This is a genomic window from Desulfarculus baarsii DSM 2075 (genome assembly GCF_000143965.1).
In the GTDB taxonomy this organism is placed as follows: Bacteria; Desulfobacterota; Desulfarculia; order Desulfarculales; family Desulfarculaceae; genus Desulfarculus; species Desulfarculus baarsii.
Map to the genome: position 1 here is coordinate 820,664 of NC_014365.1, position 12,927 is coordinate 833,590.

A 12,927-nucleotide genomic window follows, 5' to 3' on the forward strand; every position below is an offset into this window, starting at 1 on the left:
AACAAGCCCTCCGGCCTTCCTTTTGCGCGGCGGAATTCTGTATACAAGCCCCTTGACAGCGTTCATTTTTATGCTATACCGACTCTCTAGCCGTGAAATTGGCAAGCCCGTCCGAGCGTGGCCGTGACCCGCGGCCGCTGGTCCGTCCACGAGGGGGCGTTTTGATTTTTCCCGTCATCGGCCCTTGGCGCGGCGGGGGTTGATCACGGGCAGTGTTTTGGCAATCAACCGCCGCCGGCCCGGCGGCGGATGTCGTCCGGGGCCTCCTCGCCCTGGCCCGATGCGAAACAGCTACCGCTCACAGCAGCTCAGCTTGACACGAAGGAGCGTTCTGATGAAAAAGGTCTCTTTGTTGGCTCCCGGCCCCACGCCGGTGCCTTCGCGCACCCTGTTGGCCATGGCCCAACCCCTGATCCACCACCGTTCGGCGGATTTCCTGGAGATCTTCGGTAAGGTGCGCCAGGGCCTGAAGAAGGTTTTCCAGACCGAAAACGAGGTTCTGACCTTCTGCTCCAGCGGCACCGGCGCCATGGAGAGCAGCGTGGCCAACCTGCTTTCGCCCGGCGATAAGGCCATCGCCATCCGCGGCGGCAAGTTCGGCGAGCGCTGGACCGAGATTCTCAAGGCCTACGGTTGTCAGCCGGTCAACCTGGACGTGCCCTGGGGCCAGGCGGTCAAGCCCGCCGACGTGGCCAAGCTGCTGGCCGACGACCCGAGCATCAAGGCCGTCTACGTCCAGGCCCTGGAGACCTCCACCGGCGTGGCCCACCCCATCGAGGAGTTGGCCAAGGTCACCGCCAAGACCGACGCCGTGCTGGTCGTCGACGCCGTCAGCGCCCTGCTGGCCTACGACATCCCCGTGGACAAATGGGGCCTGGACGTGGTGATCAGCGGCTCGCAAAAGGCCATGATGCTGCCGCCGGGGCTGGGTTTTGTCTCCATCGGCCCCAAGGCCCTCAAGCTCATGGAAAGCTCCAAGCTGCCCAAGTTCTATTTCTCGTGGGCCAAGGAGCTCAAGAACCAGACCCAGAACAAGGGCGCTTTCACCTCGCCGGTGACGCTGTTCATGGGCCTTCTGGATATCTTCGACTATATCGATGAGCTTGGCATGCAAAACATCTTTGCCGAGACCGGGCTCAAGTCCAAGGCCTTCAAGGCCGCCATGGCCGCCCTGGGCCTGACGCTCTACTCCAAGGAGTGCCCCAGCCAAGCCCTGACCGCCGTGGAGGCCCCGGCCGGCGTCGACGCCCAGGCCGTGGTCAAGTGGCTCAAGGAAAAATACGGCATCTTCATCGCCGGCGGCCAGGATCAAGCCAAGGGCAAGATCTTCCGCGTGGCTCACATGGGTCATATCAGCGAGTTCGACACCCTCCAGGGCATCAGCGCCATCGAGATGGCCCTGGCCGGCCTTGGCTACAAGTTTGAAATGGGCGCTGGCGTGGCCGCGGCCCAGAAGGTCTTTGGGGAGGCGATCTAATGAAGATTCTGGTTTCCGACCCGCTGCACGAAAAGGGCGTGGAGATTTTCAAGAACGAAGGCTTCGAGGTCGAGGTCAAGACTGGTCTGGACCCCGAGGCCCTCAAGGCGGCCATGGCCGGCGTCGACGGCCTGGTGATCCGTAGCGCCACCAAGGTCACCGCCGAACTGCTGGCCGCCGCCGACAGCCTCAAGGTGGTCGGCCGGGCCGGCACCGGCCTGGATAACGTCGACATCCCCGCCTGCACGGCCAAGGGCGTCATAGTCATGAACACCCCCGGCCAGAACTCCAACGCCGCCGCCGAGCTGGCCATGGGCCATATCTTCGCCGTCAGCCGGCACATCGGCCGGGGCAACGCGGGCGTCAAGCAGGGCAAGTGGGAGAAAAAACAGCTACGCGGCCGTGAGCTCAAGGGCAAGACCCTGGGCATCATCGGCCTGGGCAACATCGGCCGCATCCTGGCCGAGCTGGCCACCGGCTGCAAGATGAGCGTGCTGGGCTTCGACCCGTTCATGGACGCCGAGGCGATCAAGGCCCGCGGGGCCGAGCCGGTCAGCTTCGACGACCTGCTGGCCCGCTCCGACTACGTCTCCATCCACGTGCCCAAGACCAAGCAGACCGCCGGCCTGTTCAACGCCGCCACCTTCGCCAAGATGAAGGACGGGGCCATTCTGATCAACTGCGCCCGCGGCGGCATCGTCGTCGAGGAAGACCTCTGCGCGGCGTTGGAGCAGGGCAAGCTGGCCGGCGCGGCCCTGGACGTCTTCGAGGTCGAGCCCCTGCCGGCCAACAGCCGCCTGCTCTACGCCGACGACGTGGTCTGCACGCCCCACCTGGGCGCCAACACCTACGAGGCCCAGGAGAACGTGGCCGTGGCCGTGGCCAACCAGATGAGCCGCTTCCTCAAGGGCGGCCCGGCCGAGTTCGCGGTCAACGCGCCGGCCAAATAAGCTCGGGCGGCCGCGCGCCGCCACATCACCAGACGCCATGACGGCGGCGCGACGGACGTCATTCCGTCGCGCCGCCGTTTTTTCTTTGGCTCGGCCGGCCTTGCCATCGGCCCGGCGCGGACTTATATTGAGAGTGCTGCACGGGGGCATCCTGCCCCGTGCAGCATCGGCTTGGCAAAAGCGCGGTTTTGCCAACCCTCGCAAATCGCTTGCCTAATCAGGCTCGCGATTTGGCGCGCCGTCCATGGCGCGCTTCGGCTGCTACACGACGGAATTCATGTTTCACAGGTTACTATCTGTTTTTACAACATTTGTTATGTTTCATCGTGCAGCAGCCTCATATTGGTGGAAACCATCCGGCTCGGGCGGGGGTAAGGTCAATAATATTCAGGGGGTTTTCATGAGTGCGGACGAAAAGGGATTCACCGTGGTCGATCGCCGGCCCTTCGACGACCAAGGCAACGCGCGGGCGGCCGAAGACGGCGACGACCAGGCGCAACCCGCGGCGGCGGCCGACGATCCGGCCTGCCAGGAACGAAAGGCCGGCGCCAAACACTGCCAGATGCCGCCGGTGGAGTTTTCCGGCCTGGTGCTTTCGCTGGCCACGGCGGCCATGACCCACATGGGGGCCATGCCCCAGCCCGACGGTCAGGGGGAGGCCGAGCCCGATCTGGTTTTGGCGCGGCACTCCATCGACACCCTGGGCATGCTAAAAGAAAAAACCGCCGGCAACCTCAGCGACGACGAGCGCCGGCTGCTGGACAACATCCTCACCGACCTGCGCCTGGCCTACGTGCAATTGTGCCGCTGAGGGCGCGAGGGGAGTTCATAGCCATGCAAAAACGCGCCGTAACCCTGGCCCTTTGCTGGGCCCTGGCCCTGGTCCTGATCGGGCCGCCGCGCCTGGCCCAGGCCGCCGAGGCCGGACCTCAACTGCCCAGCTTCGCCGATTTGGCCGAGCGGGTCTCGCCGGCGGTGGTCAACATCCGCATCGTCAAGACTGTCACGGGCCGGCCGCTGATGGGCCTGTTCGGCCGCGAGCGCGGCCAGGGCCACCCCAGCCCCGAGGAGCTTTTCGAGCGCTTCTTTCGCGGGCCGGGCGGTGGCGGCGACCAGCCCCGCGAGTTCAAGGAGCGCTCGCTGGGTTCGGGCGTGATCATCGACCCCGAGGGCTACGTCCTGACCAACAACCACGTCATCGACGACGCCGACGAAATCGTCGTGCGCCTGAAGGGTGAAAAGGAGCTGCCGGCCAAGATCATCGGCCGTGACGCCAAGACCGACCTGGCCCTGATCAAGATCGACGGCGAGAAGAACCTGCCCGTGCTGCCCCTGGGCGATTCGGACAAGCTGCGCGTGGGCGATTGGGTCTTGGCCGTGGGCAACCCCTTTGGCCTGGAGCACACCGTCACCGCCGGCATCATCAGCGCCAAGGGCCGCGACATCGGCGCGGGGCCCTACGACGACTTTTTGCAGACCGACGCCAGCATCAACCCCGGCAACTCGGGCGGGCCGCTGATCGACCTGGGCGGGGCGGTGGTGGGCGTCAACACGGCCATCGCCGCCCAGGGCCAGGGCATCGGTTTCGCCATTCCGGTCAACCTGGCCAAGAAGATCGTGGGCCAACTGCGCGAAAAGGGACGGGTCGTGCGTGGTTATCTGGGCGTGTACTTCCAGCCGGTGACGCCCGAGCTGGCCCAGCAATTCGGCCTGAAAAAGCCCGGCGGGGCGTTGGTGGCCGAGGTCATCGCCGACGGGCCGGCCGCCGAGGGCGGGGTCAAGCCCGGCGACGTGATCGTGCGCTTCAACGGCCGCGAGGTCAACGACTGGCACGAACTGCCGGCGATGGTGGCCGATACGCCCGTGGGCCAGGAAGTGGAAATGACCGTGATGCGCGGCGGCGATGAAAAAGACCTGGAGATCACCGTCGGCGAACTCAAGGACGGCGAGGCCCAGGCGCAAGCGCCCCAGCGGCAGTCCGAGGACAAACTAGGCCTGAGCCTACAGGAGCTGACGCCCGATCTGGCCCAGCAACTGGGCGTGGGCGCCAGCAAGGGCCTGGTGGTCACCGGCGCGCGCGAGGGCGGCCCGGCCGCCGAGGCCGGTCTGCGCAAGGGTGACGTCATCGTCGAGGCCGACCGCAAGGCCGTCGAGACACTGAAGGATTTCCAAGGGTTGGTGGATGGCCTCAAGCCCGGCGACGGCCTGCTGGTGCTTTATCAGCGCGAGGGCCGCAGCCTCTACACGGTGATCAAGGCGCCCAAGGAGTAGCCGTGGCCAAGCTGACGTTGGCCGCGCCGGCCAAGGTGAACCTTAGCTTGCGCATCATCGGCCGGCGCGCCGACGGCTACCACGAGCTGCTGACGTTGATGCAGCCGCTGAGCCTGGCCGACGAGGTTTCGGTGGAACTGAGGGCCGGCGGCGTGGCGCTGGCTTGCGACGACGAACGCCTGATCGAGAATAATCTGATGACCAGGGCGGCGGAGGCCTACTTCGCCGCCCTGGGCGCGCCGCCTGGGGTCAGGCTGGGCCTGAAAAAGCGCATCCCCGTGGCCGCGGGGTTGGGTGGCGGCTCCTCCGACGCGGCGGCGGTTCTTTTGGCGCTCAACGCCCTGCACGGCGGGGCGCTGGATCCGGCCCGTTTGGTCGCGCTGGCCGCCGGCCTGGGCGCTGACGTGGCCTTTTTTCTGGCCGGGCAGACGGCCCTTTGCAGCGGCGTGGGCGAAATCGTCCATCCTTTGCCGGTGTTTCCACTGTTGCATTATGTAGTGGTCAACCCCGGCTTCGCCGTGCCAACCGCTTGGGTTTACAAGCAATTCGATTTATCGTGGACAAGCCAAAATAACTGCAATAAAATTATTTGCCTACCGTGCGCTGGGCATGCGCTGTGTGATATTCTAGTCAACGACCTAGAAGGTGTGACGTTGACTGCTTATCCACAGTTGGTCGACGTCAAACGGGCACTGGCGGAAGCCGGGGCCGTCGGGGCGCTCATGTCCGGCAGCGGGCCGTCCATTTTCGGCGTATTCGCCGACGAGGGGTCCGCGACAAAAGCAGCGCACAACCTGGCGGCTCGCGGTCAGTGGTGGGTGGAGGCCTGCCGTGGTGTTGACGCCTGTGAAGGCTGCTGCTGTTAGGGGGCTGCATGGATGTGACCGAAGTCAGGGTTTTCCCGGTCGAAGAAGATAGGCTCAAGGCATACGCCACCTTGACTTTCGACCATTGTTTTCTGGTGCGCGACATCAAGGTCATCCATGGGAACAAGGGGCTATTCGTGGCCATGCCCAGCAAGAAGCGCAAGGACGGTTCTTATCAGGACATCGCTCATCCCTTGAATAGCGAAACCCGACGGATGATCGAGCAAAGGGTGCTCGACGAGTATAATCGCGTGCTGGAAGAGGGCCCAGACGTGGCGGGCATGGCGAGTTAACGGTACACTACAGCCGCTCAAGAACCAGGTTGGGGTGTCGTCAAGCGGTAAGACACGGGTCTTTGGAACCCGCATTCGTAGGTTCGAATCCTACCACCCCAGCCAACACAAAACGAAATCATCAGGTTGGCAGGCGGGACTGGGCGCGTCGGGAAGGCGCGCGGCTGACCGCCCGTCGTGGTTTGGGTTGAGATGTTCAATAAACTCAAGGTCTTCACCGGCAACAGCAACCCCGCCCTGGCGGAAGAGATTTGCCATTATCTCCATCTGCCCCTCAGCCAGGCCGTGGTGCGGCGCTTCAGCGACGGCGAAATTCTGGTGGAAATCGGTGAAAACGTCCGCGGGTCGGACGTTTTCGTCATTCAGTCCACCTGCCCGCCGGTCAACGACCACCTGATGGAGTTGTTGATCATGATCGACGCCTTCCGACGGGCCAGCGCCCGGCGGATCACGGCGGTGATCCCCTACTACGGCTACGCCCGGCAGGATCGCAAGGTGGCCCCCAGGGCGCCCATTTCGGCCAAGCTGGTGGCCGACCTGATCACCACCGCCGGGGCGGGCCGGGTCTTGTGCATGGACCTGCACGCCGGCCAGATCGGCGGCTTTTTCAATATCCCCGTGGACCACCTTTTCGCCACGCCGGTGATTCTGGACTATCTGCGCACGCAGTTGCGCGGCGAGGCGGTGATCGTCAGCCCCGACGCCGGCGGCGTGGAGCGGGCGCGGGCCATCGCCAAGCGGCTTTCGGCGGGCCTGGCCATCATCGACAAGCGCCGCGAAAAGGCCAACGTGGCCCAGGCCATGAACATCATCGGCGAGGTCGACGGCAAGATGACGGTGATCCTCGACGACATGATCGACACGGCCGGCACCCTGACCGAAGCGGCCCGGGCGCTGATCGACCACGGGGCCAAGGAGGTCTGGGCCTGTTCCAGTCACGCGGTGCTTTCGGGCCCGGCGGTGACGCGCATCAAGGAGAGCTCGATCACCCGCGTGGTGACGACCAACACCGTGCCCATGCGCGAGGAGGCCAAGAACACCGGCAAGATCAGCAGTCTGTCGGTGGCCCAGATCCTGGGCGAGGCCATCCGGCGCATCCACATGGAGGATTCGGTAAGCTCCTTGTTCGTTTAACGGCTTGGCGCTTGGCCGGGGCGGCGCTTAAAAAGATTGCCAATTGTGAAATAATACATTATAGTCACTTCACCCTTAATCCCGGCGCGGGGTTCCGCGACAGCCGGGGGAGGTTTGCTCGAGATGAAACAGATACCGCTGGCGGCCGCCCGCCGCGAAACCACCGGTAAAGGCGCCGCCCGCCAGATGCGGGCCGCCGGCAAGATTCCCGCCGTAGTCTACAGCGCCGGCAAGCCGGCCGAGAACCTGATGGTCGAGGCCCGCGAGGTGGATCGGCTCCTGCGTCAATCGGGCGGCGGCTCGGCTTTCTTGTCGCTTTCGGTCGCCGACGAGCCGGCCCGTTTGGCCATGCTCCAGGAGATGCAGTTCGACTACCTGGGCAAAAAGGTCATCCACATCGATTTTCACCAGATCAAAGCCGACGAGGAAATTTCCGTCGAGGCTCCCATCGAGTTGGTGGGCGAGGCCAAAGGCGCGGCCGAGGGCGGCCTGATCAACCAGAACCTTTACAGTGTGCTGTTGCGCGGCCGTATCGCCGACATCCCCGACGCGGTGGTGGTCGACATCTCCGGGCTGGATTTGGGCGACAATATCCACAGTACTGACTTGACTCTGCCGCAAAACGTGGCCATGGTGTCGGAGGAGTCGGTTCTGGTCGTGGCCTGCGTCGCGCCCAACACGGGCGGCGATTCCGGCGCCGAGGAAGAGGGCGGCGAGGCCGAAGAAGAGTAGGCGGCGTGTTTGGGCGCGCCAGGGCCGAGGCCCAGACCGCGCTGGTGGTCGGTCTGGGCAATCCGGGCCCGCGATACGCAACCACCCGGCACAACGCCGGTTTCATGGTGGTGGAGGAACTGGCCCGACGCCACGGCGTGGGGCTGGTCAAGAGCGGTCACCAGAGCATCTGGGGCAAGGGGCTGGTCGAGGGCCGGCCGGTGATCGCGGCTCTGCCGCAGACATACATGAACCTCAGCGGCGAGGCCGTGGCCGCGTTGCTGAGTTACTATCGGCTGCCGCCGACGCAACTGGTGGTGGCGCATGACGATCTGGACCTGGAGTTGGGACGGCTCAAGGTCGCGGCCAGGGGAGGGGCGGCCGGGCACAAGGGCGTCGGCTCCATTATCAGCTTGCTTGGGACCGACGAATTTGCCAGACTACGTTTCGGCGTGGGGCGGCCCAGGCACGACGAGCCGATAGAACAGTTTGTGCTGAATGGGTTTTACGCCGATCAGCGAGAGCTTGGTCAAAAAATGGTGCAGGTCGCGGCCGACTGTCTGGAAGTAATCCTGGGCAAAGGTCTGGCCGAGGCCATGCAAAGGTTCCACCGACCGTTTTCGAATTAGGAGGAAGAGGGGTAATGGAATTCTGGAGTGGTTTGACAGCGTATGCGCCAGCCTTGGCCGTCGTTGGCCTGGTCGTCGCATTTCTGATCTTCCAGTACGTCAAAAAACAGCCCAACGGCAACCCGTTGATGCAGAAACTGGAAGCTCAGATCCACGAAGGCGCCATGGCCTTCCTGAAGAAGGAGTACTCGCTCCTGGTGATCTTCGCGGCCGTGGTCTTCGCCCTGCTGTGGTGGCAGACCGGCATCATGACCGCCGTCTGCTTCGCCTCCGGCGCCCTGTGCTCGGTGGCCGCCGGCTACTCGGGCATGACCGCCGCCACCCGCGGCAACAGCCGCACCGCCGCCGCCGCCAACGAGTTCGGTCAGGCCAAGGCCCTGAACGTCTCCTACTTCAGCGGTTCGGTCATGGGCTTGGCCGTGGCCAGCCTGGGCCTGCTGGGCGTGGGCCTGTGGTTCGACTATTTCATGGGCGGCGACTCCGCCGACATGGCCGCCTACCTGAAGGCCTTTGAGGCCATCAACGGCTTCGCCATGGGCGCCAGCTCCATCGCCCTGTTCGCCCGCGTGGGCGGCGGCATCTACACCAAGGCCGCCGACGTCGGCGCCGACTTGGTGGGCAAGGTCGAAGCCGGCATCCCCGAGGACGACCCCCGCAACCCCGGCGTCATCGCCGACAACGTGGGTGACAACGTCGGCGACATCGCCGGCATGGGCGCCGACATCTTCGAGTCCTACGTGGGCTCGGTCATCGCCACCATCGCCATCGCCGCCACCAGCGTCATGACCGCCCCCGAAGTGCTCAAGATCTTCCCCGAGGGCGTGGCTGGCACCAACATGACCATGATGGTCCTGCCGCTTTTGGTGGTCATGGCCGGTCTGGTTTCGTCGTTCGTGGGCGTTTTGTCCATCAAGGTCTTCGAAAAAGGCGACCCGGCGCACGCCCTGCACAACACCACCTTCGTGGCCGGCGCCATTTTCGCCGTGCTGTGCTGGTTCATCATCAAGGGCCTGGGCATGAACGCCAACCCCTGGTGGGCCATCATCAGCGGTCTGGTGGTGGGCATGATCATCGGCAAGATCGCCGAGTACTACACCGCCAAGGCCCCCGTGCACTATATCGCTGAAAACTCCGAGACCGGCCCGGCCACCGTGGTCATCACCGGTCTGGCCGTGGGCATGCGCTCGACCTACCTGCCGATCCTGGGCATCTGCGTGGCCATCTTCGTCAGCTACGCCCTGGCCGGCATGTTCGGCATCGGCCTCAGCGCGGTTGGCATGCTGGCCACCGTCGGCGTGACCATGACCGTCGACGCCTATGGCCCCATCGCCGACAACGCCGGCGGCATCTCCGAGATGGCCGGCCTTGGGCCGGAGACCCGTAAGATCACCGACAGCCTGGACGCCCTGGGCAACACCACCGCCGCCATCGGCAAGGGCTTCGCCATCGGCTCCGCCGCCCTGACCGCCCTGGCCCTGTTCTCGGCCTACGGCCAGAGCGCCGGCCTGACCGCCATCGGCATCAACATCACCAAGCCCATCGTCGTCATCGGCGTGTTCATCGGCGCCATCGTGCCCATGCTGGCCGCCGCCATGACCATGACCTCGGTCGGCAAGGCCGCCTTCCAGATGGTCGAGGAAATCCGTCGTCAGTTCCGCGAGATCCCGGGCCTGTTGGAAGGCAAGGAAGGCGCCGAGCCCGATAGCGCCACTTGCGTCTCCATCGCCACCGGCGCGGCCCTGAAGGAAATGATCGCCCCCGGCATCATGGCCGTGGTCGTTCCGGTCCTCGTCGGCTTCATCTTCGGCAAGGAAGCCCTGGGCGGCGCGCTGATGGGCGCCACCGTCATGGGTGTGTTCATGGCGCTGTTCATGTCCAACGCCGGCGGCGCTTGGGACAACGCCAAGAAGTACATCGAAGCCGGTAACTTCGGCGGCAAGGGTTCCGCCAACCACAAGGCCGCCGTCGTCGGCGACACCGTTGGCGACCCCTTCAAGGACACCTCCGGCCCGGCCATGAACATCCTCATCAAGCTGATGAGCATCGTTTCGCTGGTGCTGGCTCCGGTCCTGGCCGGCCACGCTGGCTGGCTCGAAGGCCTGTTCAAGTAAGCCTGGCTTGCAAAGCCTGAAACGGGTCGGCCTTCGGGCCGGCCCGTTTTTGTTGTCGCGCTCCGCTTGGCTTGTGACGACAGTGACATATGGTGCTTGACATCGGGGCTTTTGATGCTACAATAACAAGTTAAGTCCATTACAATTCCTACGAAAACCGCCCGCGGGAGTTCCGGATGTTTGATCTGGGTCAACTGGCCGTTTATCCGGCGCATGGGGTGGGCCGGATCGAAGCCGTCGAGGAAAAAACCATCGGCGGGGCGCAGCAGTGTTTTTACATCCTGCGCATCCTGGAAAACGACATGATCATCATGGTGCCCACGGCCAACGCCGGCGCGGTGGGCCTGCGGCCGATCATCCCCACCGAGGAAGTGCCCCAGGTGCTGAGCATCCTGCGCGACCACGACGTGATCATCGAAAACCAGACATGGAACCGCCGCTACCGCGACTACATGAGCAAAATCAAGACCGGCTCGGTCTACGAAGTGGCCGAGGTGCTGCGCGATCTGTTCATCCTCAAATCGGACAAAGAGCTTTCCTTTGGCGAGCGCAAGATGCTAGACACCGCCCGCAACCTGCTGGTCAAGGAGCTTTCCATCGCCCAGCAGCAGACCGAGGACGTGGTCGCCGCCCAGGTGGAAGGCATCTTCTGCCACTGTTGACGGTCCACCGGCCCTTTTCCAACCCACAGAATCCGGCCCCCATGCGCCAGCTTTTTTTTTCATCCCCGCCGGAAGCGGCGGCTCAACGCCTGGACGTGGCCCTGCTGGGGCTGTTGGGCGATGATTTTTCGCGGGCCCAGGTCCAGCGCCTGCTGCGCGACGGCTTGGTGCTGGTCGATGGCCAGGCGGCCAAGGCCGCGCAGAAGTTGCGGCCGGGCCAGGCCATCGCGGTGCGCCTGCCCGACCCCGAGCCCAGCGAGTTGATCCCCATGGCCATGGACCTGGCCATCCTCCACGAAGACGAAGACCTGATCATCATCAACAAGCCGCCCGGCCTGGTGGTGCATCCTTCGCCGGGCCACGCCGAGGGCACCCTGGTCCACGGCCTGCTGCACCACTGCGGCGGCCTGGCCGAGGTGGGCGGCAAGTTGCGGCCGGGCATCGTCCACCGTCTGGACAAAGACACCTCCGGCGCGTTGGTGGCGGCCAAGAACGACCGCGCCCACCGCGGGCTGGTGGCCCGCTTCGCCGCCGGCCGCGTGCAAAAGGAATACCTGGCCCTGGTCCACGGCCGGCCGGCCAAACGGGGCCGGGTCGACAGCGGCATCGGCCGCCACCCCGGCGACCGCAAACGCATGTCCAGCCAGGGATCGCGCACCAAGCCGGCCTTGAGCCAGTGGCGGGTCTGCCGGAGTTTCGGCGAGGCCAGCCTGCTGCGCGTCAACATCCACACCGGTCGCACCCACCAGATCCGCGTGCACCTCTCCGAGGCCGGCCACCCCGTGCTGGGCGACCAGACCTATGGCGCGCGCCGCCGCGACGCCGCCTTGCCCGACCCGGTGGCCGCGGCCCTGCGCCAGGCCGGCCGACAGATGCTCCACGCCGTGGTGCTTAGTTTCGAGCATCCCATCAGCGCCCAAATCATCCACGTGACAGCCCCGCTGCCAGCCGATTATCGCGCGGTGCTGCGCGCCTGCGAGGCCGCGTCGCGATGATCGCCGTGGGGCTCACCGGCGGCATCGCCAGCGGCAAGAGCACGGTGGCGGCCATGTTCGTGGCCCTGGGGGCACATCTGGTCGACACGGACGTGCTGGCCCGCCAGGCCGTGGCCCCTGGTGGCCCGGCGTTGGCGCGCATCGCGGCGGAGTTCGGCCCGGAGGCCCTCGACGCCAGCGGCAATCTGGACCGCGCGGCCATGCGCGGCCTGGCCTTTGGCGACCAGGCGGCGCGCCAGCGGCTGGAGGCCATCGTCCACCCGGTCGTGGCCGAACTGGCCGGGCAGGCCATGGAGCGCTACGCCGCCCAAGACCCCGGCGGCGTGGTCTTGGTCGATGTGCCGCTGCTGTTCGAGGTGGGCTGGGACAAGCTTTTCGCGCGGACGGTGCTGGTCTACGCGCCGGCCGAGGTTCAGTTACGCCGGTTGATGGCCAGGGACCACTGCGACGAGGCCGCGGCGCGCGTGGCCCTGCAAGCGCAGATGCCCATTGAACAAAAGCGGAAGTTGGCCCATTTTGTTATTGACAATTCCGGCGACATGGATAAGACTCAAAGCCAGGTCGTCTCGGTGTGGCGAGAGCTATGCGCTCTGGCCACCGCGGCTCCTTCCCGGACTTAGCCCGATCCCTTTAATTCGGCCCACGCAAAACGGTTTCAACCGTTCGTGTAGTTATAGTTCGCAGTGCTGACCCTGCCCCAAAATCGGCAGACCGCAATATCCAAAACGGCCGGCCCGTTCCGGCATCCTAACCCAGACGAGTTAACCAGATATCGCCATGTCCAATACCGAAAACAACTCCAATAAACCGGCGGAGCGCCGTCCGCGC

At 65.0% G+C, this 12,927-nt stretch carries 13 protein-coding genes and 1 tRNA gene; all 14 read left to right on the forward strand.

Translation table 11 applies throughout. The features are described 5' to 3' along the window. Window positions 1-334: 334 nt before the first annotated feature. The 14 genes from DEBA_RS03610 to coaE all read left to right on the forward strand — a co-directional run bounded on the left by DEBA_RS03610 (window position 335) and on the right by coaE (window position 12,719). The gene (locus DEBA_RS03610) at window positions 335-1,477 is read left to right on the forward strand and encodes a pyridoxal-phosphate-dependent aminotransferase family protein (protein ID WP_013257548.1); all 1,143 of its coding nucleotides are present in this window, start codon (window positions 335-337) and stop codon (window positions 1,475-1,477) included. After that, window positions 1,477-2,427, forward strand: coding sequence for a hydroxyacid dehydrogenase (locus DEBA_RS03615; RefSeq protein WP_013257549.1), 951 nt, complete (start codon window positions 1,477-1,479; stop codon window positions 2,425-2,427). Before DEBA_RS03610 ends, DEBA_RS03615 begins: the two co-directional genes overlap by 1 nt. 400 nt (window positions 2,428-2,827) lie before the next feature. Then, the gene (locus DEBA_RS18560) at window positions 2,828-3,238 is read left to right on the forward strand and encodes a DUF1844 domain-containing protein (RefSeq protein ID WP_013257550.1); all 411 of its coding nucleotides are present in this window, start codon (window positions 2,828-2,830) and stop codon (window positions 3,236-3,238) included. Window positions 3,239-3,261: 23 nt separating this feature from the next. Next, window positions 3,262-4,698, forward strand: coding sequence for a DegQ family serine endoprotease (locus DEBA_RS03625; RefSeq protein WP_013257551.1), 1,437 nt, complete (start codon window positions 3,262-3,264; stop codon window positions 4,696-4,698). A gap of 2 nt (window positions 4,699-4,700) precedes the next feature. Beyond that, the gene (locus DEBA_RS03630) at window positions 4,701-5,564 is read left to right on the forward strand and encodes a 4-(cytidine 5'-diphospho)-2-C-methyl-D-erythritol kinase (protein WP_013257552.1); all 864 of its coding nucleotides are present in this window, start codon (window positions 4,701-4,703) and stop codon (window positions 5,562-5,564) included. Between the two features lie 8 nt (window positions 5,565-5,572). Continuing rightward, on the forward strand, window positions 5,573-5,857 hold the full coding sequence (spoVG, locus tag DEBA_RS03635; protein ID WP_013257553.1) for a septation regulator SpoVG: 285 nt from the start codon (window positions 5,573-5,575) through the stop codon (window positions 5,855-5,857). 30 nt (window positions 5,858-5,887) lie between these two features. Beyond that, window positions 5,888-5,962 (forward strand) — tRNA-Gln (locus tag DEBA_RS03640). An 87-nt stretch (window positions 5,963-6,049) separates the two neighbouring features. Further along, entirely contained in the window at window positions 6,050-6,991 is a 942-nt protein-coding gene (locus tag DEBA_RS03645) for a ribose-phosphate pyrophosphokinase (RefSeq protein WP_013257554.1), read from the forward strand. Between the two features lie 123 nt (window positions 6,992-7,114). Further along, window positions 7,115-7,723, forward strand: a complete 609-nt coding sequence (locus tag DEBA_RS03650; RefSeq protein ID WP_013257555.1) for a 50S ribosomal protein L25 — start codon at window positions 7,115-7,117, stop codon at window positions 7,721-7,723. 5 nt (window positions 7,724-7,728) lie between these two features. Beyond that, window positions 7,729-8,331 (forward strand): aminoacyl-tRNA hydrolase, encoded by a 603-nt coding sequence (pth, locus tag DEBA_RS03655; protein WP_013257556.1) that lies wholly within the window; start codon window positions 7,729-7,731, stop codon window positions 8,329-8,331. Between the two features lie 14 nt (window positions 8,332-8,345). Next, window positions 8,346-10,442 carry a sodium-translocating pyrophosphatase gene (locus DEBA_RS03660; RefSeq protein ID WP_013257557.1) on the forward strand — a complete coding sequence of 699 codons (2,097 nt, stop codon included), beginning with the start codon at window positions 8,346-8,348 and terminating at the stop codon, window positions 10,440-10,442. Between the two features lie 176 nt (window positions 10,443-10,618). Beyond that, window positions 10,619-11,104, forward strand: coding sequence for a CarD family transcriptional regulator (locus tag DEBA_RS03665; protein WP_013257558.1), 486 nt, complete (start codon window positions 10,619-10,621; stop codon window positions 11,102-11,104). Between the two features lie 41 nt (window positions 11,105-11,145). After that, window positions 11,146-12,099 carry an RluA family pseudouridine synthase gene (locus DEBA_RS03670; protein WP_013257559.1) on the forward strand — a complete coding sequence of 318 codons (954 nt, stop codon included), beginning with the start codon at window positions 11,146-11,148 and terminating at the stop codon, window positions 12,097-12,099. After that, window positions 12,096-12,719: a dephospho-CoA kinase gene (gene coaE, locus DEBA_RS03675; protein ID WP_013257560.1), complete on the forward strand. Its 624-nt coding sequence runs from the start codon at window positions 12,096-12,098 to the stop codon at window positions 12,717-12,719. Before DEBA_RS03670 ends, coaE begins: the two co-directional genes overlap by 4 nt. The last annotated feature ends 208 nt before the right edge of the window (window positions 12,720-12,927 follow it).

What these genes read in the sequence shown, in the direction of transcription:
- coaE (WP_013257560.1), top strand. Translation starts at nt 12,096, where the DNA reads ATGATCGCCGTGGGGCTCACCGGCGGCATCGCCAGCGGCAAGAGCACG.
- DEBA_RS03670 (WP_013257559.1), top strand. Translation starts at nt 11,146, where the DNA reads ATGCGCCAGCTTTTTTTTTCATCCCCGCCGGAAGCGGCGGCTCAACGC.
- spoVG (WP_013257553.1), top strand. Translation starts at nt 5,573, where the DNA reads ATGGATGTGACCGAAGTCAGGGTTTTCCCGGTCGAAGAAGATAGGCTC.
- DEBA_RS03625 (WP_013257551.1), top strand. Translation starts at nt 3,262, where the DNA reads ATGCAAAAACGCGCCGTAACCCTGGCCCTTTGCTGGGCCCTGGCCCTG.
- DEBA_RS03610 (WP_013257548.1), top strand. Translation starts at nt 335, where the DNA reads ATGAAAAAGGTCTCTTTGTTGGCTCCCGGCCCCACGCCGGTGCCTTCG.
- DEBA_RS03650 (WP_013257555.1), top strand. Translation starts at nt 7,115, where the DNA reads ATGAAACAGATACCGCTGGCGGCCGCCCGCCGCGAAACCACCGGTAAA.
- DEBA_RS18560 (WP_013257550.1), top strand. Translation starts at nt 2,828, where the DNA reads ATGAGTGCGGACGAAAAGGGATTCACCGTGGTCGATCGCCGGCCCTTC.
- DEBA_RS03645 (WP_013257554.1), top strand. Translation starts at nt 6,050, where the DNA reads ATGTTCAATAAACTCAAGGTCTTCACCGGCAACAGCAACCCCGCCCTG.
- DEBA_RS03665 (WP_013257558.1), top strand. Translation starts at nt 10,619, where the DNA reads ATGTTTGATCTGGGTCAACTGGCCGTTTATCCGGCGCATGGGGTGGGC.
- DEBA_RS03615 (WP_013257549.1), top strand. Translation starts at nt 1,477, where the DNA reads ATGAAGATTCTGGTTTCCGACCCGCTGCACGAAAAGGGCGTGGAGATT.
- DEBA_RS03660 (WP_013257557.1), top strand. Translation starts at nt 8,346, where the DNA reads ATGGAATTCTGGAGTGGTTTGACAGCGTATGCGCCAGCCTTGGCCGTC.